The organism is Parapedobacter koreensis (assembly GCF_900109365.1).
GTDB lineage: Bacteria > Bacteroidota > Bacteroidia > Sphingobacteriales > Sphingobacteriaceae > Parapedobacter > Parapedobacter koreensis.
In genome coordinates this window covers 251,043-276,748 of record NZ_FNZR01000005.1, presented here as the reverse complement: position 1 = coordinate 276,748, position 25,706 = coordinate 251,043, and the positions used below count along the sequence as shown (strand labels likewise).

The 25,706-nt window shown below is 47.1% G+C and carries 26 protein-coding genes; 11 read left to right on the top strand and 15 right to left on the bottom strand.

Going from position 1 to position 25,706, the window contains the following annotated elements:
- Positions 1 to 55: 55 nt before the first annotated feature.
- On the bottom strand, positions 56 to 1,147 hold the full coding sequence (locus BMW65_RS14315; protein WP_090606359.1) for an alpha/beta hydrolase: 1,092 nt from the start codon (positions 1,145 to 1,147) through the stop codon (positions 56 to 58).
- Between the two features lie 26 nt (positions 1,148 to 1,173).
- Positions 1,174 to 2,157 carry an aldo/keto reductase gene (locus tag BMW65_RS14310; RefSeq protein WP_090606358.1) on the bottom strand — a complete coding sequence of 328 codons (984 nt, stop codon included), beginning with the start codon at positions 2,155 to 2,157 and terminating at the stop codon, positions 1,174 to 1,176.
- A gap of 205 nt (positions 2,158 to 2,362) precedes the next feature.
- Between BMW65_RS14310 and BMW65_RS14305 the strand changes: the two genes are divergently transcribed.
- Positions 2,363 to 3,259, top strand: coding sequence for a helix-turn-helix domain-containing protein (locus BMW65_RS14305; RefSeq protein WP_090606357.1), 897 nt, complete (start codon positions 2,363 to 2,365; stop codon positions 3,257 to 3,259).
- Positions 3,260 to 3,623: 364 nt separating this feature from the next.
- Here the strand turns inward: BMW65_RS14305 and BMW65_RS14300 are convergent, their stop codons facing one another.
- A complete protein-coding gene (locus BMW65_RS14300; protein WP_090606355.1) occupies positions 3,624 to 4,037 on the bottom strand; it encodes a VOC family protein in 414 nt (137 codons plus the stop codon).
- Between the two features lie 177 nt (positions 4,038 to 4,214).
- On the opposite strand from BMW65_RS14300, the gene BMW65_RS14295 reads away from it, so the two are divergent.
- Entirely contained in the window at positions 4,215 to 4,703 is a 489-nt protein-coding gene (locus BMW65_RS14295; RefSeq protein ID WP_090606354.1) for a hypothetical protein, read from the top strand.
- Between the two features lie 18 nt (positions 4,704 to 4,721).
- On the opposite strand, the gene BMW65_RS14290 is transcribed toward BMW65_RS14295, so the two are convergent.
- Both BMW65_RS14290 and BMW65_RS14285 read right to left on the bottom strand, forming a co-directional pair.
- Positions 4,722 to 5,309 (bottom strand): Crp/Fnr family transcriptional regulator, encoded by a 588-nt coding sequence (locus BMW65_RS14290; RefSeq protein ID WP_090606353.1) that lies wholly within the window; start codon positions 5,307 to 5,309, stop codon positions 4,722 to 4,724.
- 225 nt (positions 5,310 to 5,534) lie between these two features.
- Positions 5,535 to 6,284 carry a lysophospholipid acyltransferase family protein gene (locus tag BMW65_RS14285; RefSeq protein WP_090606352.1) on the bottom strand — a complete coding sequence of 250 codons (750 nt, stop codon included), beginning with the start codon at positions 6,282 to 6,284 and terminating at the stop codon, positions 5,535 to 5,537.
- A gap of 67 nt (positions 6,285 to 6,351) precedes the next feature.
- Here BMW65_RS14285 and BMW65_RS23915 point away from each other — a divergent pair, with 67 nt between their 5' ends.
- The 3 genes from BMW65_RS23915 to BMW65_RS14275 all read left to right on the top strand — a co-directional run bounded on the left by BMW65_RS23915 (position 6,352) and on the right by BMW65_RS14275 (position 8,900).
- Positions 6,352 to 6,636 carry a hypothetical protein gene (locus BMW65_RS23915; protein WP_143053890.1) on the top strand — a complete coding sequence of 95 codons (285 nt, stop codon included), beginning with the start codon at positions 6,352 to 6,354 and terminating at the stop codon, positions 6,634 to 6,636.
- Between the two features lie 168 nt (positions 6,637 to 6,804).
- Positions 6,805 to 7,974 (top strand): Na+/H+ antiporter NhaA, encoded by a 1,170-nt coding sequence (nhaA, locus tag BMW65_RS14280; protein ID WP_090606350.1) that lies wholly within the window; start codon positions 6,805 to 6,807, stop codon positions 7,972 to 7,974.
- A gap of 152 nt (positions 7,975 to 8,126) precedes the next feature.
- The gene (locus BMW65_RS14275) at positions 8,127 to 8,900 is read left to right on the top strand and encodes a hypothetical protein (RefSeq protein WP_090606349.1); all 774 of its coding nucleotides are present in this window, start codon (positions 8,127 to 8,129) and stop codon (positions 8,898 to 8,900) included.
- A 28-nt stretch (positions 8,901 to 8,928) separates the two neighbouring features.
- Here BMW65_RS14275 and uxaC read toward each other — a convergent pair whose 3' ends face one another.
- From uxaC to BMW65_RS14260, 3 genes are all read right to left on the bottom strand, one after another.
- On the bottom strand, positions 8,929 to 10,341 hold the full coding sequence (gene uxaC / locus BMW65_RS14270; protein ID WP_090606348.1) for a glucuronate isomerase: 1,413 nt from the start codon (positions 10,339 to 10,341) through the stop codon (positions 8,929 to 8,931).
- A 21-nt stretch (positions 10,342 to 10,362) separates the two neighbouring features.
- Positions 10,363 to 11,526, bottom strand: a complete 1,164-nt coding sequence (uxuA, locus tag BMW65_RS14265) for a mannonate dehydratase (RefSeq protein ID WP_177181138.1) — start codon at positions 11,524 to 11,526, stop codon at positions 10,363 to 10,365.
- Between the two features lie 76 nt (positions 11,527 to 11,602).
- Complete coding sequence (locus tag BMW65_RS14260; protein ID WP_090606345.1) at positions 11,603 to 12,424, bottom strand: SDR family oxidoreductase; 822 nt, start codon at positions 12,422 to 12,424, stop codon at positions 11,603 to 11,605.
- Positions 12,425 to 12,677: 253 nt separating this feature from the next.
- Here BMW65_RS14260 and BMW65_RS14255 point away from each other — a divergent pair, with 253 nt between their 5' ends.
- The 3 genes from BMW65_RS14255 to BMW65_RS14245 all read left to right on the top strand — a co-directional run bounded on the left by BMW65_RS14255 (position 12,678) and on the right by BMW65_RS14245 (position 15,726).
- Positions 12,678 to 12,962, top strand: coding sequence for an HU family DNA-binding protein (locus tag BMW65_RS14255; protein ID WP_090606344.1), 285 nt, complete (start codon positions 12,678 to 12,680; stop codon positions 12,960 to 12,962).
- A gap of 29 nt (positions 12,963 to 12,991) precedes the next feature.
- Complete coding sequence (locus BMW65_RS14250; protein WP_090606343.1) at positions 12,992 to 13,831, top strand: tetratricopeptide repeat protein; 840 nt, start codon at positions 12,992 to 12,994, stop codon at positions 13,829 to 13,831.
- 341 nt (positions 13,832 to 14,172) lie between these two features.
- Positions 14,173 to 15,726 carry an Rne/Rng family ribonuclease gene (locus BMW65_RS14245; RefSeq protein WP_090606342.1) on the top strand — a complete coding sequence of 518 codons (1,554 nt, stop codon included), beginning with the start codon at positions 14,173 to 14,175 and terminating at the stop codon, positions 15,724 to 15,726.
- A gap of 30 nt (positions 15,727 to 15,756) precedes the next feature.
- Here the strand turns inward: BMW65_RS14245 and miaA are convergent, their stop codons facing one another.
- Positions 15,757 to 16,650 (bottom strand): tRNA (adenosine(37)-N6)-dimethylallyltransferase MiaA, encoded by an 894-nt coding sequence (miaA, locus tag BMW65_RS14240; protein ID WP_218145415.1) that lies wholly within the window; start codon positions 16,648 to 16,650, stop codon positions 15,757 to 15,759.
- On the bottom strand, positions 16,647 to 17,426 hold the full coding sequence (locus BMW65_RS14235) for a hypothetical protein (RefSeq protein ID WP_143053888.1): 780 nt from the start codon (positions 17,424 to 17,426) through the stop codon (positions 16,647 to 16,649). Before BMW65_RS14235 ends, miaA begins: the two co-directional genes overlap by 4 nt.
- Positions 17,427 to 17,545: 119 nt before the next feature.
- Here BMW65_RS14235 and BMW65_RS14230 point away from each other — a divergent pair, with 119 nt between their 5' ends.
- On the top strand, positions 17,546 to 19,330 hold the full coding sequence (locus tag BMW65_RS14230) for a serine hydrolase domain-containing protein (protein WP_090606339.1): 1,785 nt from the start codon (positions 17,546 to 17,548) through the stop codon (positions 19,328 to 19,330).
- A gap of 2 nt (positions 19,331 to 19,332) precedes the next feature.
- Positions 19,333 to 20,715, top strand: a complete 1,383-nt coding sequence (gene radA / locus BMW65_RS14225) for a DNA repair protein RadA (RefSeq protein WP_090606338.1) — start codon at positions 19,333 to 19,335, stop codon at positions 20,713 to 20,715.
- 15 nt (positions 20,716 to 20,730) lie between these two features.
- On the opposite strand, the gene BMW65_RS14220 is transcribed toward radA, so the two are convergent.
- The 5 genes from BMW65_RS14220 to BMW65_RS14200 form a co-directional block, all read right to left on the bottom strand.
- Positions 20,731 to 21,099 carry a YccF domain-containing protein gene (locus BMW65_RS14220; protein ID WP_090606337.1) on the bottom strand — a complete coding sequence of 123 codons (369 nt, stop codon included), beginning with the start codon at positions 21,097 to 21,099 and terminating at the stop codon, positions 20,731 to 20,733.
- On the bottom strand, positions 21,099 to 22,487 hold the full coding sequence (hisS, locus tag BMW65_RS14215; RefSeq protein ID WP_090606335.1) for a histidine--tRNA ligase: 1,389 nt from the start codon (positions 22,485 to 22,487) through the stop codon (positions 21,099 to 21,101). Before hisS ends, BMW65_RS14220 begins: the two co-directional genes overlap by 1 nt.
- A gap of 37 nt (positions 22,488 to 22,524) precedes the next feature.
- Positions 22,525 to 23,256: a ribonuclease III gene (gene rnc, locus BMW65_RS14210; RefSeq protein WP_090606334.1), complete on the bottom strand. Its 732-nt coding sequence runs from the start codon at positions 23,254 to 23,256 to the stop codon at positions 22,525 to 22,527.
- Between the two features lie 65 nt (positions 23,257 to 23,321).
- Positions 23,322 to 24,575 (bottom strand): beta-ketoacyl-ACP synthase II, encoded by a 1,254-nt coding sequence (gene fabF / locus BMW65_RS14205; RefSeq protein ID WP_090606333.1) that lies wholly within the window; start codon positions 24,573 to 24,575, stop codon positions 23,322 to 23,324.
- Positions 24,576 to 24,602: 27 nt separating this feature from the next.
- Positions 24,603 to 24,839, bottom strand: coding sequence for an acyl carrier protein (locus BMW65_RS14200; RefSeq protein WP_079717265.1), 237 nt, complete (start codon positions 24,837 to 24,839; stop codon positions 24,603 to 24,605).
- 272 nt (positions 24,840 to 25,111) lie between these two features.
- Here BMW65_RS14200 and BMW65_RS14195 point away from each other — a divergent pair, with 272 nt between their 5' ends.
- Positions 25,112 to 25,534, top strand: coding sequence for an IPExxxVDY family protein (locus BMW65_RS14195; protein ID WP_090606505.1), 423 nt, complete (start codon positions 25,112 to 25,114; stop codon positions 25,532 to 25,534).
- Positions 25,535 to 25,706 lie beyond the last annotated feature (172 nt).

Sequence of the window (25,706 nt, the reverse complement as noted above, 5' to 3'; positions counted from 1 at the left end):
TTATTTAAGTGAAAATTTTTAAAGCGGTTTTTTTAGTTTTATCATGTAATTTGTTTTACTGATCCAACCGTTTTTCTTTTAGCCAGGTCGCCAAGATTTCTGCCACTTCTTTGTTGTTTAAATCTGACATCGGGAAATGTGTATTTCCTTTTATGCCGATTTCGGGTAGGTGAACAATGGTGGCATCGCCGCCGTGAGCATTTACAACCTTTGCCCACTGCCTTGCCGTGGCCAGCACACTTCGCCAAAAGTTGAGCGAGGCAGCGCTGGTTTCTTCTTCCGGGATGTAGTCGCCAAAATAAACGACGATGGGGATTTTGGTCAGCTTTAAAAACTCACCAAGAGGTATGCCCCTGCCTCCACGGTTGCCTTCGGGTGTTTCGCCCTCGGGAAAAACAAATCCCCCCGGTTCATAGGAAACAATCGCTTTTACACGCTCATTCCTGATGGCAGTTTTCCAGCCCGGCGCTCCGCCTGCCGAATGTGTAAACAGGATGCCATCGGCCGACCTGTCAAACACCGCAGACATTGCATTGACTATGGTCTGTTCATCAATATTGCCTGTGCTGGGTGTCATCATGCGGAAAAATTGGTCGAGCGATTTTTCATCTTTGGGGAACTGTACACCCTCGTTGAAATCGGGATATAAACCGATACGGAATTGCGTAAACCAGGTCTGGTCATCGGGTGTAGCCGAGATTTGTGCAGGTGTTGTGGTTTGTCCCGCATCGCCGCGCCCCGGTTGGTCAACAAGGTACACACCGTAACCTTTGCGCAAAAAAATGTCGGCAAAGCCCTCCCGTCCGTCTGCGGTGGTTTGCCAACTGCGTCTGGATTGCCCGTAGCCGTGCAGGAATACCATTGCATTTTGCTTGGCATTTACAGGGATTTGGTAAAATACATCGGCATGGTCTCCATGCCTTGTCTGTCCACCCTGTGCCTCGTTCCACGGTTTGAGCGGGTCAAATGTCCCCTCGCTTTTGATTACCTTACCGCCCGCCGAAAATGCCCCTTGTTCTTTGATAACCAGATTGTCCTTGTTTTCTGCTGTTGTCGTACACGATGAAACGGTGGTGACAATGGCGCACACTGACAAAGCATTCAGCAATGCTTTACCGATGCCATTTTTGCTGTCTTTTTTGTCCATTATTTTAGGTTATTTTCTGTTTTCATCTATTTACCTACCCTTCCCTGTAAATGTGCGGGGTAGCGTTCGCCTGATATTTCTATTTCGTCCAACGCTGCATTGATCCTTCTTAAATCACCTTTTGTCAGTACAACACTTTCACTGCCGATGTTTTCTTCCAAACGGTGCAGCTTTGTAGTGCCGGGTATCGGGACTATCCACGGCTTTTGGGCAAGGAGCCAGGCCAATGCGATCTGCGCCGGGGTTTCGTTGTCGGCTTTTGCGATGGCTTTCAGCAATTCAACCAATTCCTGATTGGCTGCTAAATTTTCGGGGGAGAAGCGTGGCACAATGCTCCTGAAATCGGATTTGTCAAATTTTGTGTGTTTGTTTATTGCACCTGTTAGGAAACCTTTGCCCAACGGACTGAACGGAACGAAACCAATGCCCAATTCTTCCAATGTCGGTATGATTTCCTTTTCGGGTTCGCGGAAAAACATCGAATATTCGCTTTGCAATGCGGTAACAGGTTGTATGGCATGTGCCCTGCGTATGGTTCCCGTCCCTGCTTCCGATAACCCGAAGTGTTTTACTTTGCCTTCTTTTATCAAGTCCTTTACCGTTCCCGCAACTTCTTCAATCGGCACGTCGGGGTCAACCCTATGTTGATAAAACAAATCAATGTAATCAGTCTTTAACCTTTTCAATGCTGCTTCCGCAACCGCTTTGATGGTCTCAGGACGGCTGTCCATCCCTAATTCGGGCCTACCGTCTTTGAAGCCAAACTTGGTGGCAACAACCACTTCCTTGCGGAACGGCGCAAGCGCTTCACCCACCAATTCTTCATTGGCATAAGGACCGTAGGCTTCGGCCGTATCGAAGAAAGTAATGCCCTGCTTATAAGCCGAACGCAATAGTTTGATCGCGTCGTTTTTTTCGGTCGGTTTTCCATATCCGAAGCTTAAACCCATGCAGCCCAAGCCCAATGCGGATACTTCCAATCCGCTATTGCCCAATGTTCTTTTTTGCATCTTCTTATTTTGAAATCAGTTTATTCAATTAGTTGGTAAGCCCACCATATTTCCTCTACCCAATATTTTAGCAAAATTCCACATTAATAATAACCACATTGGTATATGGATTACTGTTTTCACTACCAATATTACTGATTGGGTATGGCGTATGGTTAGACCTATGGCAGAATGCTTAAATTTGTGTTACTAACAAATAGAACCAATGGAACAGGTAATCAATTTCGATACGATAAGTGATTATAATGCTTTTAATAACCACGAGACATTACATCCGTTGGTAAGCGTGATAGACTTTTCAAAAGCCAACCAAAGGACAGGTCATAAAATGAACTTCGGGATTTATTGTATCTTCCTGAAAGATGTGAAATGTGGGGATTTAAAATACGGGCGACATACTTATGACTATCAGGAGGGAACATTGGTGTTTATTTCGCCCGGACAGGTGCTGGATGTGGAAAATAAAACAGATTATTATCAGCCAGTAGGTCATGGACTGGTTTTTCATCCCGACCTGATACGCGGCACTTCTCTTGCCAAAGGCATCAGTGAATATAGTTTTTTTTCCTACAATACAAATGAGGCGCTGCATCTATCGGCAAAGGAACGTGAATTGGTATTGGATTGTTTTTCTAAAATTAATATAGAATTGCAGCATTCGGTTGATAAACACAGCAAAAAGCTGATTGTCTCAAATATTGAATTGTTCCTGAATTATTGCGACCGGTTTTATGACCGTCAGTTTATAACCCGTGAACATGTCAATAAAGGCATTTTAGAGCGATTTGAAGAATTGTTGAACAGCTATTTTGCATCAGATAAGCCTATTCATATTGGTTTGCCATCAGTTGCCCTCTGTGCCGATGAACTGCATTTGTCGACTAATTATTTCGGCGATTTAATCAAGAAAGAAACCGGAAAGTCTGCACAGGAATATATTCAGAACAAAATTATTGACGTTGCCAAAAACAAGATTTTCGACAGCAACAAAACTATTAATGAAATTGCTTTTGAATTGGGGTTTAAATACCCTCAGCACTTTACTCGCTTATTCAAACAAAAAACAGGGATGCCACCAAATGAGTACCGGAATTTGAATTGATACCCCAAAAATTGAAAGCTGCTGTTGTGGATGGGCATTTGCAAAGGGCGCAGTATAGCCATTCCCAGCCAAGACTTGTTTATTAATTCGATAAGTTCGTCTCCTTTTTTATGCCTTATATTGTCGTTGGTGTTCCAAAGGGATTTCTTCCTCGCCTTGGATAATTCTGGTTAACATTTCCTAAAACACTTTGAAATACAACGTATTTTTATTCGCTTTGTATTTCAGAGTGTTTTTTGCGTATAAGTTGATTAACAAATCGAAATATAAATAAAGAATTTGGAAATCTTTTAAAAGAGCGGAATTTGAAATAAATGATGGTGGAGGATTATAAAAATTCAACTTAAAAAAACCTGTGGTCCGTTTACCCCTGATGCTCAGGAACACCGTTTGGATCCATCCATACAAATTCCCAATGGTGGCCGTCCAGATCTTCAAAGCTATGCTGGTACATAAAGCCGTAGTCCGTGGCGGGGTTAGGTATTGTGGCACCTGCTGCTTGTGCTTTATCTACCATTTCGTTGACGGCATCTTTACTGTCGGCAGATAAAGCAATCAAGCACTCCACCGCCTTGTGGGCATCTACAATTTCTTTTTTGGTAAACGTCTGGAAGAAAGGCACAGTTAGCAGCATCACATAAATGGTATCGCTAATGATCATACAAGTTGCTTTCTCGTCAGTAAATTGTGGGTTAAATGTATAACCCAGTTTGGTGAAAAACGCTACAGATACGTTCAGGTCTTTAACCGGAAGGTTCACAAAAATTTGAGTTGCCATACGTGTCTTCTAATTTAGTTTATTCAAAGTTACGGTAACGCCACGTACGCGCATGCATGCAAAAACGACAAATTAGGGGGGTAATTGCGAAAAAAGAAAAAGAAAAATTACGTACTGTTTAACTTAAGTGAAAAAAACGCATTTCGCTTTTGCCAAATTTTGTAAAAACATTTAAAAATGGGATTATCAAATTTAGGCATTTTTCATACCGCAGTCGGTATCATTGCCATCGTCGCAGCGTTAGCTTCCTTTGTGAAACATGGAAAAATAAACCTCGAAAGCAAAAGCGGGAACACCTACTTCTTTGGAACCATCATTACCTCTGCAACCGCCTTAGGCTTGAGCAGGGCAGGAGGATTCAACCCCGGACATGTGTTGTCGTTACTCGTGCTGGCCCTCGTGGTTGGCGCATTTGTTCTTCACCAGTGGAAAACAGGGAATAACAAGGCCCGCTATTTTGAGAACTTTTTCCTTTCGTTCAGCTTTTTTCTTTCCATGATTCCTACAGTAAACGAAACCCTTACCCGTGTTCCATTGAAAGCGCCCTTAGCCAGCGGCCCCGGTGATCCGCTGATCGGCAAAACGCTGCTGGTCATACTGGTACTATTCATAGCCGGTTCCTGCTATCAATACATCCAACAAAAGAAAACCAATAAACGAGCGTAGCCCAAAAGGGGGCTATGCTCAACGATTAATGCGCTTACGGATACGGCTCAACGAGGGATTCGTGATCCCCAAGTAAGACGAGATGTGGTAAGCCGGGATGCGGTTTACGATGTCAGGATGCTCTTCCAGTAATTTGACGTAACGCTCTTCATGCGAATTGAACAGGAACTCCTCCGCTCGGGCCTGGGAATAATTGAAAAACAACTCCGCCAGTAAGCGGCCAAATTTACTCCATCCATGATAGGTATCATACAAATGGTTTAAATCACGGTACGTAATATATATGATTTCGGAGTCTTCCATTGCCTCTATGAAATAGGCGCAAGGGTAGCGCGTGATAAAACTCCTAAACGATACGATAAACTGGTTCTCGGAAATGAAGAAAATATTCTTCTGTTCGTCCGTCACCGGATCATTATAATAAATCCTGAAAATCCCTTTAAGTACCAAACCCAGATCATTACAGACCACATTTTGCATATTAAAAAAATCCCCTTTTTTAATCGTACGCGTTTTCCAGTAAGTCTGGCTTTCGATGATATCGTTGGGCGTCAGTGCTGCAAAGCTCATCAAATGTTGATGTAGTATCTCATGGGGTTCACTCATATACTGCTGTTTTTCAAAATAACGGATAACGCATTTATGTCGTTAAAAATAAAAAATCAAGCGACAACTTTTATAACCGGGATCTACTATAATACTTATTCAGGTTCTGTCGACCCGGGTCAAATTAAGGTTGTATACGTTGGATAGGGAAAGCGAACTCAAGATGCTATTTATTGACTATACTGTCAGCTAGCATTCAGCAAGTTGAACCTATGGGAGAAAGATTCATTTCCATCTCCGATGAGACCATAACCACCATGCCGGGTCTTTGCATATACTCTGCTCCAACATTTTGGCATACATCGTGGTAATGCATCCATCCGCTGTCTCTGAAGCATTTTCGCAGATGGTCTGAATTTCCATTTTCCATATATGATTTGGCTTGGAAGTCAATTCTACGTATCCCACGAAAGCTCCTAATCGTCTAGCGAGTTGCTCCGCTCCCGAAAACATTCGGGTTTGCTGGTTTAGGAAATCTACAGCGATTCCTTTGCCATTCCCGGGGAACTGATCGGCTATGAATAGGATAATCGAATTATTATCCTTCTCTTTTAAAAGAACCCTAAGCGCATGTCCGGATTTGATCAGCCTTAAACCATGCTTAGTTCTCCTGCTGCGAACGAAGTAATCGACAAAATTATTCTTTATGGGTTTATAAATGGCGTTTACACGGACATCTATATGCCGTGGAAGTTTATTGAGTACTTCCCAATTCCCATAATGCCCCATTAAAAGTATGGTAGGGCGTAGCCGTTTGTTCGATTTCCAAATTTCAGCTATCGTAGCCAGGCTTACTTCTAGCTTTGTCACCGATGGAAAAAGCACTTCCCACCCTATCTTCGCAAGGTTTTGGTAAAATTCGGCAGTACATTCACTAATCTCTTTATACGAAAAACTGGGAAAAGCCCTGGAAAGGTTTTGGATACATACGTTTAGCCGGTACCTAATGACTTTTCCTAAAAAGTAACCCAACATATTTTAATTTCTTATAAACTAGTATTTATGCTATGACAATCAATTTAGCTGATACCCTTAGTCTTTTTTGCCTTTCCACCGAGTTCTTTCAGACATTCCGCCCAGTCTTCGCTCATACTCCGCTCGTTATCCGCTGCGGCTGGATACCCTCTCCGTACCTGGGCTGTACCTGAACTGCTCCTGCTCCGCTATTTCTCCGCTGCTTCTCCGCTCGTTCTCCGCTACTCCTCCGCTGCTCCTTCGGTGCTTCTCCGCTGCTCCTCCGCTTGAGCAGCGGAGAACAGGCGAACAGGACTCCGAAAACCAACGGCTCAGATACCCCGCAGATGTGCGGCAGGTATTGCGCAGGTAATGAGGCCGGACGGAGGATGAATGGACGTTCTGCGGATAACGATGGCAGGAACGGCTCCGGTTTGGCTTGGGGTCAGCGGCGAAACCGTTTTGAAGACAATTTCGCCTGCCACGCGACAAGAAAGGTTGTTTTGATTAATTTAGCCGCGCGGAACAAATATAAATCCCGATGCGCAGGCATATCAAACAATTTTTCGAGGCAGATTCAGCGAGTGGCATAACGCTGCTTGTCTTTCTACTCCTTTCGCTTATTGTCGCAAACTCCCCGTTCGGGCCGGGATTCGAATCGCTTCTGGCACAGGAGATCGGCTTGGAATCCGGTGTTGTCCATTTGAGATACAGCATCCTCCTTTGGATAAATGACGGCTTAATGGCCGTCTTCTTCCTGATGGTGGGTATTGAAATCAAACAGGAGTTGGCCCATGGCCAACTTTCATCAGCGAAAAAGGCGTCATTGCCGTTCTTTGCCGCTTTAGGCGGTATGCTGGTGCCCGCCGGAATCTACACATTGTTCAACGCGGGCACGGAGACCAGCTCCGGTTGGGGTATTCCCATGGCTACCGACATTGCATTTGCCATCGGCATCCTGTCTTTACTCGGCAAGCGCGTACCGGTAGCATTGAAAGTGTTTCTCACCGCCCTGGCAATCGTAGACGACCTTGGCGCGATTCTCGTGATTGCCCTTTTTTACACCTCTGATCTCCAAGCTTCCTATTTACTGTATGCGTTGGGTGTATTTGTCCTGTTAACGTTCATGAACCGTATGGGGATCAAGTCCCTTTGGCTTTACCTCATTCCTGGCTTGTTTATCTGGTACCTCATCCACCACTCCGGTGTGCATGCCACTATTGCAGGTGTACTTACGGCCTTTGCAATTCCAATACAAGGCAAAAAAGCGGGACATTCACCAATCCAACAGGTCGAGCATGCTATTAGCACACCCGTCAATTTTATTATTATGCCCCTGTTTGCACTGGCCAACACCAATATCCGCTTCGAAAATGACATGATAGATGGACTGGCTAGTCCGCTGGGACTCGGGATTATCGCTGGCCTTTTCGTGGGCAAGCCCTTAGGCATCACGCTGCTATCATGGATTGCTGTAAAATTCAGAGTAAGTGAACTCCCCAAAAACACGAAATGGTTGCAAATCTTGGCTATCGGTCTCATGGGAGGTATCGGATTTACGATGTCTATCTTCATCGCCTTACTTTCGTTTGCCGACCTCTATCACCAGACGGAGGCCAAATTTGCTATTTTGGTCGCTTCGGCGCTTTCGGGAGTAATCGGCTATCTGGTTCTGAAACGATTAGGCAGAAAAGGCATTTCAACACAATAATACCCGGAACGATCTTATTCATTTCAGGTTGCATGCTTCCCGCTGGACACGCTTAGCAAGTGCAAACCATCTGGTAGCAAACAAAGCAAGTAAAAAATGCAACAGCTTGCACACAAATGATTAGATTTGCCTAATCTAGCCAGGTTGATACAATGAAAAAAGCGCTTGCACTACGTTTCGGTTTACTAATGATATCCTTATGGGCCGGGGCGTTGTCCTCATTTGGCCAGCAACCCGTGGTCTGGTCGGTTTCCTTAGGATCCGGCATAACGGATATGCGAAATTTCGGGTATGGCATGGATGAGTTTGTATACGACTTGCCCGGGAGTGATGAAGAGGCAATGCCTTTCCGGTATATAAACAACCCAATAGCATTGGGTACAGCAGGAATTGCGGTGAATGGCATGTTTAAGCGGCCAAGTATTTTTGGATGGGAAGCCGGGTTAAATATACGCACAGGAGGGTTCAAAATTTCGAATGACAATCCGCGGCAACTGGTTCCGGAAAATCCGAACGATCCCTTGCTCCCGAGGCTCGGTGCGACCGAGACGTTTCGTTATTGGGCACTTCACGTGCCGCTTTCGCTAACGTACAAGCCGTTTGACGTTGTGGGATTCAAAGCCGGTGTAGATTTCTACTACCAATTGTCCGGCGACCCCTCCGACGGCGGCGATGGCAGCCAGAGTCCGCTTGAAATGCATATGGGCAATCTTCTGTCCGCTTCTTACAAATACCCCTTTAATTTGGGCGGACACTTGGGTGCTTATTTTCCGGTAGGCGACAGCTTCCGCGTGGATGGGGGCTTTTTTGCGGATATTCCCACACGGATGAAATTTCAGGCCCCGAGTGGCACCAATAGCTCGGGTTATGATGCGTTTCGAGAAATGGGATTTTTCCTCAGCATCCGCTATAATCTGGATTTTTAGATCGTACTTATCTTTTACCGCTAATTGCCTAAGCCTTTGGCAAATCAAAATAAGCCTTGGCGTTGTAATAACAAATATCCTGAATGATCTTGCCCGTCCATCCGATGTCCCTCGGCAACAATCCTTTCGCTATGTCTTCTGCAAACAGGTTGCAGAGCAAGCGCCTGAAATATTCATGGCGCGAATACGAGAGGAAGCTACGTGAGTCGGTAAGCATCCCTACGAAACAGCTGATCAGCCCGATATTGGATAGGATGTTCATTTGCTGGGTCATGCCGTCCAACTGGTCCAAAAACCACCAGCCTGATCCAAACTGCATCTTCCCCATTATTCCTTCGCCTTGAAAATTTCCCATCATGGCCGCAAACACCGCATTGTCAGACGGATTGAGGTTGTAAACGACCGTTTTCGCCAGGCAGCCCTCTTCTTCCAAGGCATTGAAAAATCGTTGCATGCTTTCGGCCTGCGGAAAATCACCGATAGAATCGTAACCTGTATCTGCACCAAGCTCCCGCAGCTTCCGGCTATTGGTGTTGCGCAACGGGCCGAGGTGGAATTGCTGTACCCAGCCTTTATCGTGATAAAATTTGCACAGCTCAGACAGGACGGCGTATGTAAATGCCTCTTCGTATTCGGCGGCGAGCCGATCATCCCCGCTAAGCACTTGTTTAAAAATTTCATTTAATGAAACCGCGGATGTGCCCTTACGGGGCAGGTGGCTCAAGCCATGGTCGGCAATCCGGCACCCATGGCTGTGGAAATAATACAGCCTATTCCAAAGCGCGTCCAATAACGTATCCATATCGACAATGGCCACGCCACTGCTCGATTGCAGTCGCTCAATGTACTGGCGATATTCAGCGCCCTTGCTTAATTGGAAGGCCTTGTCGGGTCTGAAGGTGGGCAGCACGCTGGTCTCGAAACCAGATTCGGCAATGGTTTGGTGATGCCGAAGATCATCGGCAGGGTCATCCGTCGTACCCACCATCTCCACATCGAAATGGCGGAGCAGCCCTCGTGGTGAAAATGCAGGCGTTTGCAACTGCACCTGCGTGCTGTCGAAAATAGCATCTGCATTATCGGGACCGAGCAATTCGTGGATACCAAATGGATTTTTCAACTCCATGTGCGTCCAATGGTACAGTGGGTTGCGCAAGGTATAAGGCACCGCTTCGGCCCATTTCCTAAATTTCTCACGATCATCGGCATCGCCGGTAATGTATTGCTCGGGAATGCCCAACACGCGTTGCGCGCGCCACTTATAATGGTCGCCAGCAAGCCAGATGTGGGTGATGTTGCGGAAGTTCGCATCGGTGGCCACTGCATCCGGCGAGAGATGCGAATGGTAGTCGATGATAGGTAGTCCTTTAGCGTAGTCGTGATAAAGCGCCTCCGCCGTATCCGACTGCAACAAAAAATTATCATGAAGGAAATAAGCCATGGCTATTCAATTAGATAACGATTATTGTCCAAGAATCCCCAACTCCAGTCCCCGCAGTTCGGCAAGCCCCCGCAGGCGGCCAATGGCCGAATAGCCGGGAGCTGTGGTCTTCTGCAGGTCATCCAGCATTTGATGGCCGTGATCCGGCCGGAAAGGGATGGCTTGATCCCGCAGCTGGTTTTCTGCCGTCAAGGCTTTCATCACGGTATACATATTCACATCCCCATCCAAGTGGTCTGCCTCGAAGAAATTACCCTGCTCGTCCTTCTTTATGTTGCGCAGGTGCACGAAGTAAACCCGTTCTTTTACCGCTTCAAAAATAGCCGGAATATCATTCGATACGCCAGCCCCCAATGAGCCCGTACAAAAGCAGATGCCATTGAAGGGTTTATCCAATTCGCGAATGATATAAAGGAAGTCTTCTTTATTGCTGGCAATGCGTGGCAAGCCCAGGATAGGATATGGGGGATCATCGGGGTGTATGGTCATCCTGATGCCGCTTTCTTCGCAGACATCAGCGATGGACGACAAAAACCAAATCAGGTTTTGCCGTAGGCCATCGAAGCCAATGGCCGCGTATTCGCGGATACTCGCCCGCAGTTCGTCCAGTTCGATGCTTCGCTCACCGGGGATTCCCATCAGTACGTTGGTGCTGAGTAGATCAAGTTGGGCTGGTGTATAAGACTCAAATCGACGCTTTGCTTCGTCTTTAATATCTTCCGGATAATCTTGCTCAGCGCCTTCGCGCTTCAAGACAAAAAGGTCGAAGGCGGCCAGATCATTCCAATTAAAATACAACGCCTTCGAGCCATCCCGCATTTCCAGGTCAAGCTGGGTACGTGTCCAGTCCAATACGGGCATAAAGTTGTAGCACACGGTTTTTATACCTTCCGCAGCGAGGTTGAGCAGGCTTTGCCGGTAATTTTCGATGTAGGGGCCTGCATCAGGCCGGCGCGTTTTGATGGCCTCATGTACGGGCACACTTTCCACCACACTCCATGTCAGTCCCGCCGCTTCGATGATGGCCTTTCGTTCGCGGATGTCTTCCAGCGGCCACAACTCTCCGTGCGGGATATGGTGTAGTGCCGTGACCACTCCAGTAGCTCCAGCCTGTTTGATGTCTTGTAGCGAAACGGTATCTGCGGGGCCATACCACCGCCAGGTTTGTTCAAGTTTTTTTGCCATGTTTTCTCTTTTATTGCATTCAGCCATCAGCGGTTAGCTGCCAGCTATCAAATCAATCTAATGCGCTGCGCCCTCCTCACACCCCGCTCCACGCATTGAAGCCGCCGTCTACCAAAATCGTTTCCCCAGAGATAAAACCCGAAGCATCGCTCAGCAGAAAAATCAATGCGCCGGTCAGCTCTTCGGGGCTCCCCATCCGGCCGTATGCCGTATTGTTTACAAACCGCTGGGCACGTTCGGTATATGTTCCATCCGGATTGGTCAACAAAGTTCGGTTTTGTTCGGTAAGGAACACCCCCGGGGCGATGGCATTGACACGCACCTTATCACCATAGCGCTGGGCCAATTCTACCGCCATCCATTTCGTATAACCTTCAATGGCACATTTAGCCATGTTGTAGCCCATCACCCGGGTGATGGCTTGTTGGGCTGCCAATGACGAGATATTTACGATTGACCCCTTACCTTTTTCGGCTATCACGCGTCCAAAAATGTGGGTAGGTATCACCGTGCCAAATAAATTGAGTTCCACGGCTTTCTGCGTGTCGGCAATTTTAGCGTCAAACAGGTTCTGGTCCGGACCGATGGTGGCTCCGGGGATATTACCCCCGGCAGCATTTACCAGGCCATCTATTGTGCCCCAAGCATCCAGTATCGTATCTTTGGCCTCATGCACGGCTTGTTCGTCCAGCACATCTGTAATGACCGCGATCGCCTCTCCACCTTTAGCTTTGATAGCCGCTACCCGGGCCTCAGCCCGCTCCTTGTTGCGCCCCAACACGGCTACCTTAGCGCCCGCTGCCGCGGTGGCAAGTGCAAACGACTCGCCCAAAACCCCCGTTGCTCCCGTGATTACGACCACCTTACCCGCCAGCGAAAACTGTTGTATTCCATCCATAGCTCTTGAAATAAAGGTCTATATGCATTCAAACCCCAATATTAGGTAAAAAATGGACTCGTCCCATGTACTTTTTAAATAATTATCTACGAAAACGTTGTAGCGTCATTTAATTCGCCAATATTTGAAAACAGTTCATTTACAAAATTTTAACAATTTTATTTTAAGATATCGTTTTAAAGCGATACTTTTGCATCCCCAACATTGAAAGGGCTTACGTGTTGAAAAATAATTAATTACAAAAAATATAGATATGACTAAAGCAGAAATTATAGCAGAAATCTCTAACAAGACTGGATTAGAGAAAGTAGATGTTCAGGAAACCGTCGAAGCTTTTTTCAAAGTCGTGAAAAACGCGATGGTTGGGGGCGAGAACGTTTACGTAAGAGGTTTCGGCAGTTTTGTAGTGAAGCAACGAGCTGAAAAAACCGCACGCAATATCTCCAAGAATACCGCTATCATTATCCCTGCCCACTACGTACCCACGTTTAAGCCAGCGAAAACATTTGTCGAGAAAGTAAAATCCGGCAACAAATAATTTCTGTCTAAGGCAACGTTTACCCCACCATGCAACAACGGACCAAACAGATAGTCGCCATTACATCCATCGTGATACTGATGGGTTTTCTATTGGCGCAACCTATCAAAGGATTGGTCAACGAAGATAAGGGCGCTACTGCCACTTCTGATGCGGGTGCGGCTGCTGGAGTCTCACTCGAATTGGTCGCTCAGCAAGCCAAGCAAGGGCTCAATGCCAATATCATCAAAGAAATATCGGATATAGAAGCGCAGCTACCAAGTGCTTCCAACTCCGAAAAGATTGATTTGCTGCAACAGCTTGCAACCAAATGGGACGATGTAAACAGGCCAGCACCATTGGGTTTTGTCTACGAAGAGCTTGCCAAGCTTGATAACACGGCTGACCATTGGTTGAAAGCAGGCAATGCATACCGTGCGGCGTATACGAACTTACAGGATACCGTAATGGCGGCTGCCTTCACCGAACGCGCCATACAAGCTTACGAAAAGACACTTGAATTGGATGCGGCTAATTTAGCTGCTAAAACAGGATTGGGCAGTGCATACGTAAGTGGGACAAACAACCCCATGGCCGGCATCGCGTTGCTGCAGGAAGTCGTCAAAGCTGATCCGGATCACCTGGAGGCAAACAAAAGTTTAGGTTTGTTTTCGATGCAATCACGGCAATTCGACCGGGCAATCGATCGGTTCAAAACCGTGGTATCCATACAACCGGATGCTGAATCTTATTTTTACCTCGCAACAAGTTATGAAAACATTGGGTTGAAACGCGAAGCGATAGCTGCCTTTGAAAAAAGCCGGGATCTCGCCGCAGATCCAACCCTCACTCAGTTTATCAATCGTAAAATCGATGAATTGAGCAAATAATCATTCATTTATTCATTATTAAAAAAATTAAGCTATGCCAAGCGGAAAGAAAAGAAAAAGACACAAAATGGCTACTCACAAACGTAAAAAACGTTTAAGAAAAAACAGGCATAAGAAGAAATAACCTTGCCTGACGCAGACCCACTTCCGGAATGGGGTATATAAATGAGCGTGTTTCACAATTGAACTCTGCCTCACGGAAAACAACCGGAAGATGGGCGTGTTGATTAAACGTATTTTATTGTTTCATTCAAAGCAGGCATTCATGGCATAAAAGCCACAAAATGGGTAGCATGATTGTGCTATTTCCAGTATTGCCTGCTTTGCAAAAAGAGTAGCTGTTGGTAAAGGAGTTAATCATCGATTCGGCTCCCGAAAAGGGAGTCACTATCGCTTTACTTCAGGACAAACAGCTTGTAGAGCTCAGCAAGGAACAGGCGAATAATAACTACGCTGTAGGTGATATCTATTTAGGCAGGATAAAAAAAATCATGCCTGGGCTTAATGCCGCATTTGTAGATGTCGGATATTCAAAAGATGCATTCCTTCACTATTTGGATCTGGGTCCACAGGTGCAGTCGCTCATCAAGCTTACCAAATTAGTAAAGAATGGCAGTTACAAAGAGAAACTGCTCGATAGTTTAAAACTGGAAAAAGACATCAACAAAGCCGGCAAGATATCTGAGGTATTGGCCCGTAATATGTTGTTGCCCGTCCAGATAGCCAAAGAGCCCATTTCCACCAAAGGGCCAAGGTTGAGTTCGGATCTGTCCATTGCAGGAAGGTATGTGGTATTAGTGCCTTTCTCAAGCGCCGTATCCATTTCCAAACGCATTAAAGGCAATACCGAACGCAACCGGCTTAAAAAGATTGTAGAAAGTATCAAGCCCGCTAATTTCGGTGTCATTATCCGTACGGTATCGGAAGGCAAAGGGGTAGCTGAGCTGCAAAAAGATTTGTTGGATCTGATTGCGAAGTGGGAGGTCTTGACCAGTCGCTTGCGCGGGGCCGAGCCTACACATAAGGTGCTCGGTGAAATGGATAGGACATCGACCATCCTGCGGGACATCCTCACGGATGAATTTACGCACATTTATGTAAGTGACCCTGTCATCTTTGAGGAAACTCGTTCGTATGTGCAGGAGATCTCTCCTGACTTGGAGAAAATCGTCAAACTCTATAAGCACCGGGAACCAATTTTTGAACACTTCGGTGTCGAACGGCAGATCAAGGCAGCTTTCGGTAAAACGGTCAACCTCCATGGTGGTGCGTACCTGGTCATCGAGCATACAGAGGCATTGCATGTCATCGATGTCAATAGCGGCAACCGGACGGCCAATAAGGAAAATCAAGAGGAGAATGCCCTACAGGTGAATATGGAGGCGGCCAAGGAGATTGCACGCCAGCTGCGGCTGCGGGATATGGGAGGTATCGTCGTGATCGATTTTATCGACATGCACAAACCGACTAATCGCAAGGAATTGCATGCCTATCTCAAGCAGTGCATGGCTGCAGACCGCGCACGCCATACCATACTGCCCCCAAGCAAATTCGGGCTGGTGCAGATCACCCGGCAGCGTGTACGTCCCGAGATGACCATCGTCACCAACGAAAAATGCCCCGCATGTGACGGTACGGGAGAGATACGATCCAGCATCGTATTGATGGACGACATTCAAAACAACCTCAGTTTCATCCTGCACGAACAAAACGAAAAGGATATCACGCTGGGTGTACACCCATACATTTATGCGTATATTAAATCCGGCCTAATCTCACGCAGAATGAAATGGTATTTTAAATTTGGGCGCTGGATTAAGGTAAAACCGATTGCCTCATATTACCTCACCGAGTTCCATTTTTTCAATGGCAAAGACGTAGAGATAAAATTATAACTGAAAAGGGGAGTTGAGAAGCTCCCCTTTTCAGTTATCGTTTTTTAGGATTTCCGATGCCATCTCATCGATCGTTCCGTGTGCCAGCCAATGGATATGCAGTCCATCCTTTTCCATCTTTCGAAAATAAGTCATCTGCCGTTTGGCAAAGCGGTGTATTTCCGTATTAAGCCGGGCAAAAAACGTTTCTTCGTCCAGCTCCCCCAATAGGTATTGCACGGCATATTTATATTCCAATCCATAGTAAACCAGCCGATCTGGCGATACGCCGTTGTGCAACAATGCCTTCACTTCGTCCAGCAAGCCCATATCCAGCCGCTGCTGGAGCCTGGCTGTAATGCGCTGCCTGCGGATCGCTACAGGAGGATTGATACCGAAGATTGTAGCTTCCAACGCGGGCCGCGAAGCGAGGGGCAAGGGATGATGTTGGCACCACTCGGCGATTTCTATGGCACGGATGAGTCGCTTCCGGGTACTGGTATCAGGAACAAAATCCGGCGGCATCGGCAATTGCTGTAGCCGTTCTCTTAGCAACTCAATAGTCGACGATTCAAGCACCGTGCGCCGTGTGGCATTGACGGGGACGACATCATAAGTAAATCCTTGCACTATCGACTGAATGTATAAGCCCGTACCGCCGCAAAGAATCGGCTGTTTACCTGCTTCTTTGATGGTATCCAGCGCGTGGTATACATCTTCGCGATACCGCGTTACATGATACGTTTCCCCAGCATCAACAACATCAATGAGGTGGTAAGGGATATCGCCATATGCTTCTAAATCCTTGCCCGTACCCAAATTCATATCCCGGTATACCTGCCGCGAATCGGCACTAATTATTGCGCCATTTATACGTTTGGCCAATGCCACGGCCAATTGGGTTTTACCGGACGCCGTGGGCCCAAGGATGACTACCAGCTTCACACGACAGGGTTGTGTTTATAGGTCTTTATCAATTTTATGCTCCCGCTGTTGTAAACAGGCACATACCCCCGCTTTTTGCGCTCTTCGGCCGGTATTCCTTTAATTTCATCGGGAAGCTCCGGTTCGTAATACCGCGTCATCGTACTCGTATCTACCCAAAAGGCTTGAGGAGCCGTTTCACCAACAATCACAAAACCTGTCTTGCGGTAGCTGCTGCCATCCGTCCAATCCTTGTCGGCATAGGTCATGATATCTCCGGGGTCAAATTCTTGCAGAAATGCGTCGATAAGCTTGCTGAAACCGCCCACAACGTGGATACCTTGTTTGTGGCAAAACCTTAGCAATTCAAATGAGCGGTAATCAGCTGGTTTATCGTCCATTTTCCTCCCACCGCTGAATACCGCAATGGATACCAATTCGCCTTCACGAAATAATCCATAACGATATTTGCCTGGCAATGCAACCTGTAAATGATGATTTTGCTGAAAAACCATCGCCATGTGCTTGTCAATCCGGGCCACTACGGTACTCCGGGCGTGGACGCGCTGCGCAAGCCCCGCCAATGCGGCAATCCGGTTGAGCAGCAAATCCGGCTGTGCTATCCATCGATCCTCATCGATGTGAATGCAGCGGGTAGCGCTGTCTACAGGGATGCGTTCCTTGGCACTGCATAGGTAATAGACGATGCTTGGCATCCCGTCTGCATGCATCATGCAGGCATTTGCAGACAATGCCTTGAGATCAAACTCCGTATGCAGCTTCGCTTGCAAAGCCATCAGAAACTTATAAAAGGAACTGTTGACATTAAACATGGAAACAGGTAAATGAATTACAAAAGTCGCAAATTTTTCAAGAGCTACCTATAATTTGTGCAAATTAGCGATATTCGTCTAATATGAAAAATTTTCACCCGGTAATCTACCTCTTGGTGACTTGCCTTTGTGTAGCGCAGGGGGCCCATGCTCAGCGATATGCTCCCAAGGTAAACCATACGGTCTTGTTGAATAACCATACAAAGGTTATCCCGCTGCGTGAGCTAAAAAACCGTGGTATCGCTTATATCAGGTACCAGGATGAGCCAGCCTTAGCTACTTTTGGGGAGGTATTGGAGCGCTATGCTCCGACCGACCGTTTTTTTATACCTGACCAAACCGACACCTACCACGACCTCGACGAAGCGCTTAAATTTTATAACACCCTCATTTTCGCCCTAAATACTGCTGATTTAGCAAACAAGCGCTTATTGCAACTCATCAATGCACAAACCGTGGGCAAGCAAGTCATACTGGCGGTATTTGGAGATGGTGTGAAACTCGGCGAATTGGATTTCGTTTATTTTCCGATAGTATGGAGCCGGGAAGCAACCGAGACGGCAGCTGAAAATGCGGCGATGTCCATTTACGGAGGGGTTGCCTGTACGGCGCGCCTACCGCAGTCTTTTTCGGCAAGATACGCCTCCGGCGCTGGCTTTATCACCGAACAGACACGGCTGGAATATGCAGACGCCGCTGCTTTGGGTATCGACAAGTTCCGTTTAGAAGCCAACATCGATGCCATTGTAGCGGAGGCTATCCGTGAGCGGGCTACACCCGGCGCCGTCGTAATGGCCATTAAAAATGGAAAGGTGATCTTTGAAAAGGCATACGGCTATCATACCTATGAACAAGAGGCGCGCACAAAGGTGTCTGACATCTTTGATCTGGCATCTGTAACCAAAATTACCGCGACAACCCCGACCATCATGCGGCTCACCGAACGGGGCATTATCAGCTTGGACAGCACCATGGGCCATTACCTGCTGCAAGCGCAGGGTACCAACAAAAACGGCACTAAATTACGGGATGTCATGCTCCATGAGGCTGGTTTTATTCCGTTTATCGCTTTTTATCAGCACTTGAAACCTGGTGACCTGAGCACCGATTCATCGGCGGCATATGCGGTGAAAGTAGCAGACGGTTGTTACATCCGCACGGGCTATTACCAAGACGTCATGTGGCCTACCATGTTGCAGTCCAAAATCAATGCCTCCGGATCATATGTGTACAGTGATATCAGCATGTATGTCATGAAAGAGGTGGCCGAGCATCAGATGGGCATGCCCATACAAACCTATGTCCAGGAGGCGTTTTACCGTCCATTGGGTATGCAGACCGCTGGTTATCTGCCCCGCCAACGTTTTGACAGAAGCCGCATCGTGCCGACGGAAAACGACAAAACGTTTCGGAAAACCTTGCTGCAAGGCTACGTACACGACCAGGGTGCGGCTATGGCTGGCGGCATTGCGGGCCATGCGGGATTATTTGCCTCGGCAAACGATTTGGCCATCTATGGACAATTACTGCTCAACCGGGGGATATATGGCGGCGAACGCTATTTCAAAGCCGAGACGGTAGACCTATTTACGTCCAGGCAATCGGCCACCAGCAGAAGGGGACTGGGGTTTGATCGCTGGGATCCCGATACCACCAAGCACTATCCCGCTGCATTAGCTTCGGATGCCACTTTCGGACATACGGGATACACCGGCACCTGCATCTGGATTGATCCCAAAGAACAGCTAATATATATCTTTCTCTCCAATCGGGTACATCCGGCGGTGAGCAACAAGTTGATCAGCCTCAATATCCGGGGAAGGATACAGGACGTGCTATACGAAGCCATCAACACCGCGAACTTTTAACAATGGCCAAAACAAAAACCACCTATTTCTGCCAAAACTGCGGGTATGAGTCTGCTAAATGGCTCGGCAAATGCCCATCGTGCAACGAATGGAACACCTTCGTGGAGGAATTGGTCGAACCTGCAAACATACGTGTACCTGATTGGCGGACAGCCACAGGCCCGACCACTAAACGGACAAACAAGGCTGCACGCATACACGAAATCGTCCATCAGGAAGAAAGCCGCTACATCACGCCGGATGGCGAATTGAACCGCGTGCTTGGCGGGGGTATTGTCCCCGGATCCCTGGTGCTCATCGGCGGCGAACCCGGCATCGGTAAGTCCACGCTGATGCTGCAGATTGCCCTCGGTATGCCGGGGACAAAAACCTTGTACGTCTCTGGAGAGGAAAGCGAACAGCAACTCAAGATGCGCGCCGAACGGTTGCTCCAATCGTCAAAAGCCGAATGCTTTATCCTCACCGAGACCTCCACGCAAAACATTTTCAAACAAATAACGGCTGTCGCCCCTCAGCTGGTCATCATCGACTCCATACAGACACTGCATTCGGCCCAAATCGACTCGGCTCCTGGCAGCGTCTCGCAGGTACGCGAATGTACGGCAGAGCTCTTGCGCTTTGCCAAAGAAACCGCCATTCCGGTATTCATTGTGGGACACATCACCAAGGACGGCGCCATTGCAGGGCCTAAAGTACTGGAACACATGGTAGACACCGTGTTGCAATTCGAGGGCGATCGCCATCACGTATACCGCATCTTGCGTGCCGTGAAAAACCGTTTCGGGTCGGCCGCTGAGTTGGGCATTTATGAAATGCAGGGGTCTGGCCTGCGCGAGGTGAGCAACCCATCGGAGATTTTGCTTTCCCAGCGCGAGGACAGCATGAGTGGTATAGCCATTGCGGTGCTGGTAGAGGGTGCACGGCCCATGCTCATCGAGGTACAGGCATTGGTAAGCACCTCCGCTTATGGCACCCCTCAACGGTCATCCACCGGATTTGACACCCGGCGGATGAATATGTTGCTTGCTGTACTCGAAAAACGATTTGGTTTTCGACTGAGTGCGCAGGATGTATTCCTCAACATGGCCGGTGGTTTACGTGTGGAAGACCCGGCCATTGATTTGGCCGCGATTATTGCTATCATTTCGTCCCAACAGGACATCCCCGTTCCGGCCACATCCGCCTTTGCGGGAGAAGTGGGGCTTTCCGGTGAAATACGGGCGGTCAACCGCATCGAGCAACGCATTGCAGAGGCGGAGAAACTGGGCTTTGAAACGATTTATATTTCCAAGTACAATACCAAAGGGCTAAGCGATGGTAAATACCAAATAGCTATCAAGCCCGTGAGTAGGGTAGAAGAGGTCTTTCAGGCTGTATTCGGGTGATTGTTGTAGAAGGTGTCAATTAATCGTCTTTCCAAAAGGCGTAAAGGCTAGTCCCATTAACTTGAAATGCTGCCTTCCAAATGGAATGCCGATGACGGTCAGACAGAGCAACAGGCCGAAAAGAAAATGCGTAAGTGCCACCCATATCCCGCCAAACACAATCCAGAGGATATTCATGAGCGTATACAGGCATCCGGTGCTGGAAGGCGCATTGGTGACCACCGTGCCAAACGGCACCAACGACGCAATAGCCAGCTTAAAAAGCTGTATACCAAACGGGATGCCAACGATGGTCAGGCAGAGCACTATCCCGCCGATAAGGTATTCCAAAAAAATGAAAAAACCACCGAAAACGATCCAGATAAGATTGCCTATAAGATTCATTATGACGAAGATAAAAGCATGAGCAATGCGGTTTCATCCATTTTCCGCTGCTCACCCGTTTGCATATTTTTCAAGGAAAGCAGCCCGCTTTGGATTTCCTCTTCCCCGATAAGGATGACATAGGGGATTTTCTTGGCATCGGCATAGGCCATTTGCTTTTTCAGCTTAGCCGCGGTGGGATAAAGCTCCGCCGCGATATCAGCCTTACGCAGCTTTTGCAGCAAAGGCAAGGCATATAACTCAGCCAGCTTATCGAAATTACTGATGAGCACGTTGGTCGATTGCGCAGCACTTTCGGGGAATAATCCGAGTTCTTCCAATACATCATATATCCGATCCGCCCCGAAAGAAACACCTACCCCGGTAAGCCCTTTGAGGCCAAACATACCCGTAAGGTCATCGTAGCGGCCGCCGCCACCGATACTGCCCATGCTCACTTCGTTGGTTTTCACCTCGAAGATACACCCCGTGTAATAATTGAGACCCCGGGCCAAGGTGATATCTATGACGATAAAACGGTTCAGCAGCTCCGCATCACCCGTCAATTTTTCGACATAACCCAGCACGGTTTCAAGCTCATCAATACCTTGCAGCCCAGCACTTGACGATGCAAGCACCTGCTTCAAACGTTCCAATTTTTCCACATTGGATCCTTGCAACTGGATGATGGGCTGCAATTTTTCCAAATCCGCCGCCGAAAAACCCCGATCAAGCAATTCGGTGATCACGCCGTCCAAGCCAATCTTGTCGAGCTTATCTATGGCCACCGTCATATCCACGATTAACTCCGGCTTGCCCAATATTTCAGCGATGCCCGTCAGTATTTTACGGTTGTTGAGCTTGATGGTAAAATCGTTCAATCCTAAATTGGCCAGCGCCTCGTGGTAAATGAGCACGAACTCCGCCTCGTTAAGCAGGCTTTCCGAGCCCACCACATCAACATCGCACTGGTAAAACTCCCGGTAGCGTCCCCGCTGTGGTCTATCCGCCCGCCATACGGGCTGTATCTGAAACCGTTTGAACGGTAGGGTTAATTCATGCTGGCGCATCACCACATACCGCGCAAATGGCACCGTAAGGTCATACCGCAGTGCTTTTTCAGCAATATGCGGAATCAGTGGTGAAGACGCCCGTTCTTCCAGGAGGTTCATCGGCACTTTGGCCAGGTAGTCCCCGGAATTAAGTATTTTGAAAATCAGCTTATCTCCTTCGTCTCCGTATTTGCCGGTAAGCGTTTGCAGGTTTTCAACGGATGGGGTTTGTATCTCTCGATAGCCGTACTTTGTAAATACTCGCTTAATGGTATCAAAAATGTAATTGCGCTTTTCCATTTCCACGGGCGAAAAGTCGCGCGTGCCTTTTGCCAATGAAGGTTTAATTACTGCCATGCTGCAAAGATAGTTGTTTTCGTCGGGAGTTCTTCCCCTACAACACGTTCAACGCCTCGCAGGCTTTCTCTGCGGCTATTTTCTCCGCACTTTTCTTATTGTAGTCCCGGCCTGTGCCACATACTTCACCATCCACCACGGCATCGATGGTAAAGATTTTGATGCTATCGCCTTCTGCATTCTCCGTTTGCACAAAGCTCACCTCTTTGCCGGCCTGCTGGCACCATTCAATAAGCCTGCTTTTGAAATTGGTTTCCGTTTGCTCCAGTGTCTGGATATCCACATGGGGCTTGATGATACGGTTTATCAGGAAATTCTTGGTAAATACATAACCTTTGTCCAGGTAAATGGCCCCAATCAATGCCTCAAAAGCATCGCCCAGCAACGAGCCCTGTTTATTGGGGTAGTTGATCATACGCGTATCGTATTGGATAAGCTCATTGAGCCCCAGTTTTTTGGACAATTGATTGAGGTGCGCACGGCTTACGATTTTTGAGCGCATTTCGGTCAGGAAACCTTCGCCCTTATAAGGATATTTTTTGAATAACAGCTCAGCCACTACCGAACCCAGTACGGCATCCCCTAAAAATTCCAGCCGTTCATTGCTGTTTTTTGTGCCATCTTTCACCGGCACGGCCACGGATTTGTGGCGAAAGGCCAGGTGGTAAAGATGGAGGTTGCCCGGGACAAAGCCCAGCATGTTCTTCAGCGCCTTGACGTATCGGCGATTAGATGAAAAATGCAGTTTGTAAATTTTCGAAATAGGCATCTAATGACTAACTGAATACAAACATGCAAAGGGGTCTACCCCTTTGCTGCAAATGCCTTTAAATGCTACGCTTCAAATTTTTTAAATATGACCGTGGCATTATGTCCACCAAAACCAAAGGTATTGCTCATCGCGGCTTTGACCTCGCGTTTTTGTGCTTTATTAAACGTGAAGTTTAGTTTCGGATCAAGGTTGGGGTCATCTGTAAAATGATTGATGGTCGGAGGTACGATGTCATGCTGCACCGCCAAAATAGAAGCGATGGATTCAACAGCTCCGGCAGCCCCCAGTAGATGTCCTGTCATCGATTTGGTAGAGCTTATGTTAAGCCCATAAGCATATTCGCCAAAAAGTTCCAGAATGGCCATGATTTCACTGGGATCTCCTACCGGTGTAGACGTACCGTGTACATTGATATAATCAATGTCTTTGATAGTGATTTTGGCGTCGGCCATCGCATTGGTCATCGCGAGCCGGGCACCAAGACCATCGGGATGCGATGCGGTAATGTGATAGGCATCCGCGCTCATTCCCCCACCGATAAGCTCGGCATAAATTTTCGCCCCCCGGGCCTGGGCATGCTCAAGGCTTTCCAGCACAATGGCTCCGCCGCCTTCTCCGGCGACAAACCCATCCCGGTCTTTGTCAAAAGGCCTCGATGCCGTTGTGGGGTCGTCATTGCGCGTAGACAATGCATGCATGGCATTAAATCCGCCAATACCCGCTTCATTGATGATAGCCTCAGAGCCCCCACTGATGATGATGTCGGCAAATCCTGTCCGGATGTAGTTCAGCGAATCGATCAATGCGTGGGTAGAGGAGGCGCATGCAGATACCGTAGAGAAATTCGGCCCTCGCAATCCATGCCGCATCGAGATATGCCCGGGAGCAATATCCAGAATCATCTTGGGAATAAAAAACGGATTGAATCGCGGAGTCCCATCGCCTTTGGCAAAATTGCTCACCTCATCCATAAACGTCTTCAGTCCGCCAATTCCCGAACCCCATATCACTCCGATGCGGTTAGTATTTAATTTATCGAACTCAAGCGATGCATCAGCAATCGCTTCATCTGTCACAGCCAATGCGTAATGTACAAATGGATCTACCTTCCGGGCTTCTTTGCGCTCCATGAAATCCTCGGCATTGAAGCCTTTTACTTCACAAGCAAAACGAGTCTTGAATTTCGAGGCGTCAAACTTCGTGATAGGAGCAGCGCCGCTTACCCCTTTGATCAGGTTGTCCCAAAATGCCGAGACAGTATTCCCAATAGGAGTAAGCGCACCTAACCCTGTTACTACTACTCTTTTAAGCTCCATTTATTACGATTAGCCTAATGAAATTAGTTAGTTAACGTTTTTTTCTAAATAAGCGATGGCTTGTCCTACTGTGCTGATGGTTTCAGCCTGGTCATCGGGAATGGCTACGTTGAATTCCTTTTCAAATTCCATGATCAACTCTACAGTGTCAAGTGAGTCGGCACCTAAATCATTGGTGAATGAAGCTTCCGGTGTAACTTCGTTTTCGTCTACACCCAGTTTCTCAACGATAATAGCTTTAACTCTTGATGCGATATCAGACATGATTTTATAGTTTAATTGTTTAATAAATCTGTGCAAAGAAAAATAAATTTCAGCAAATACTAAAACGTTTTTGATTTTTAGAACATTATTCAGGCTCCTTTTGCTTAACCAAATTATGATTTTTTATATCAACGATTTAGCCGCTAATTTTTTAAGTCACATAACGGTTTATTGGTATAACGCTATTCCAGCATCTGCCTTCATTATCTTGTATATAATTGCTATACTAGTGTTTTTGTTTTCGTAATTTTGCGTTGAATATAGAAAAAACTTTGAACAAAGTCACATTAAAATACGAATTGGACCTTGATTTCGTCCTCATTGCCATTACTTCTTCGCTCAAGGACTATCGTTTGTGTTATTTCATCAACAAGCTTACGGGACTTAAGCTGAGCAAGGTTGAAGACCATGAAACTTGGATGCCGGCTCCCTTAGGAACGACGTACTTCAGCCGGTATGCTGATTTTCCAGAGACATCGGATACGGAATACTACTTATTAGCCAATAAAGGGGCGGAAGGGGGCTTATTAATCCCCGAAATGCGTCATTCTGATTACTTCTTACTCATCAAAAACTTTATTGACGACGAAGATCTGGCGGCTATCCAAGACCATATTACAGCTATTCCCGAAGTGGTGGTTGCCAGTGAAATCTCCCCACAAAAATTGAAATCCAAAGAAAATCTGATATTTTAGCGCCATATTTCGCTATGAAAATTGTCTCTTAGCGGCAGCGGAGAGACCGATAAATTCTTTTATGCAACTCAATTATATTGCATATAAAAGAATTTATCTAAGTTTGTCAAAGTGTATCAATGACACCACAGTTACAAGGAATAATCATTTTTTAATGCCTTATCAAAGGGGG